The 1922-nt window shown below is 72.0% G+C and carries 2 protein-coding genes; one reads left to right on the plus strand and one right to left on the minus strand.

Going from position 1 to position 1922, the window contains the following annotated elements; translation table 11 throughout:
• On the minus strand, positions 1 to 344 hold a 344-nt coding region (locus H5J30_RS30175; RefSeq protein WP_181790572.1), incomplete at its 3' end, for an NAD-dependent epimerase/dehydratase family protein.
• A 169-nt stretch (positions 345 to 513) separates the two neighbouring features.
• On the opposite strand from H5J30_RS30175, the gene H5J30_RS30180 reads away from it, so the two are divergent.
• The coding region (locus tag H5J30_RS30180) for a family 2B encapsulin nanocompartment shell protein (RefSeq protein ID WP_181790574.1) at positions 514 to 1922 on the plus strand (1409 nt) is incomplete at its 3' end.

Genomic DNA, 1922 nt, shown 5'->3' on the forward strand with positions numbered 1-1922 from the left:
ACCATCGACCCCGCCAGCACCAGCCGCCGCGCTCCCGCTTCCGCCATCGCGGCGAGGAGCACGGCGGTGCCGAGGTCGTTGGCTCCGACGTACGCGGGCGCGTCCGCGAAGTCCTCGGTGAGGCCGACCATCGCCGCCTGGTGGCAGACGGCGTCGACCCCGGCGAGCGCCGCCGCGACGGCGTCGCGGTCCCGCACGTCGCCCCGCAGGTACGCCTCGCACGTACGGCCGGGCGGCCCGGCGTCCCGTACGTCCAGCACCACCGCCTCGTGCCCCCGCTCCGCGAGGGCGGAGACCACGTGCGATCCGATGAACCCGGCGCCGCCGGTGACGAGTACGCGCATGCCGGCGAGCCTAGGGTCGCCGGCCGCGGCGGGCGGCCACTGCCACGCCCGCCGTCACACTCCGGTAAGCAAGTCCCGTAGGACCCAGCCCTATCCAGGAATCAAGGCAGATATTCCTACTCCTTCGAGCGATTGCTGCCGCTTTGCACCGAAGCCTAGCTTCGGTGCCATGACGACCACGCCAGAAGAAACGTCCGCGTCCGTCGAACCCCCCGACCGCCTCAGCCTCGACACCGCCGCCGCGCGGAACCTCACGACGACCACCAAGACGCCCCCGCAGATGCAGGGGATCTCCTCCCGCTGGCTGCTCAAGGCGCTGCCGTGGACGGAGGTCAAGGGCGGTGCGTACCGGGTGAACCGGCGCCTCACCCACACGCTCGGCGACGGGCAGGTCGAGTTCACCTCGGTCGGCGGCGACGTGCGCGTCATCCCGCAGGAGCTGCGCGAGCTGCCGCAGCTGCGCGCGTTCGAGGACGAGGAGGTGCTCACGGCCCTGGCAGGCCGGTTCGAGCAGCGGGAGGTCGCGCCGGGGGACGCGGTCGTGTCCGCGGGGGCGGCGGCGGACCAGGTGGTGCTGGTCGCGCACGGGCGGCTGGAGCGGGTCGGCACCGGGAAGTACGGGGACGAGACCGTCCTCGGCGTCCTCGCGGACGGCGACTACGTCGGCTCGGAGGCGCTCGTCTCCGCCGACGGCACGTGGTCGTTCACGGTGCGCGCCACGACCCGCGGCACGGTGCTGGTCCTCGCGCGCTCCGCGCTCGACGAGTTGCTGGCGCAGGCAGAGGGGCTGCGCGAGCACCTGGCGGCGTTCGGCGCCGTCCCGCGGCAGCGGCAGAACAGCAAGGGCGAGGCCGAGATCGAGCTGGCCTCCGGCCACCGCGGCGAGGCGGACCTCCCGGGCACCTTCGTGGACTACGAGTTGACGCCCAGGGAGTACGAGCTGGAGGTCGCGCAGACCGTGCTGCGCGTCCACAGCCGGGTCGCCGACCTGTACAACGACCCGATGAACCAGGTCGAGCAGCAACTGAGGCTGACCGTCGAGGCGCTGCGCGAGCGCCAGGAGCACGAGCTGATCAACAACCGCTCGTTCGGCCTGCTGCACAACGCCGACCTCAAGCAGCGCATCCACACCCGCTCGGGCCCGCCCACACCCGACGACCTGGACGAGCTGATCTCCCGCCGCCGGCAGACGCACGTGCTGCTGGCGCACCCGAAGGCGATCGCGGCGATCGGCCGGGAGTGGAACAAGCGCGGCATCTATCCGCCGCGCACGGAGTACCTGGGCAGCGAGGTCAACAACTGGCGCGGCATCCCGCTGCTGCCGTGCAACAAGATCCCGATCACCGCGGAGGGGACCAGCTCGGTGATCGCGATGCGGCTCGGCGAGGCGGACCAGGGCGTGGTGGGGCTCCACCAGACGGGGCTGCCGGACGAGATCCGGCCGGGGATGAACGTCCGGTTCATGGGGATCAGCGACAAGGCGATCATCTCGTACCTGGTGAGCGTCTACTTCTCCGCGGCGGTGCTCGTCCCGGACGCGCTCGGCGTCCTGGAGGACGTGCAGATCGGCAGCACCTG

The sequence above is a fragment of the Streptomyces phytophilus genome (genome assembly GCF_013870535.1).
GTDB classification, from domain to species: Bacteria; Actinomycetota; Actinomycetes; order Streptomycetales; family Streptomycetaceae; genus Streptomyces; species Streptomyces phytophilus.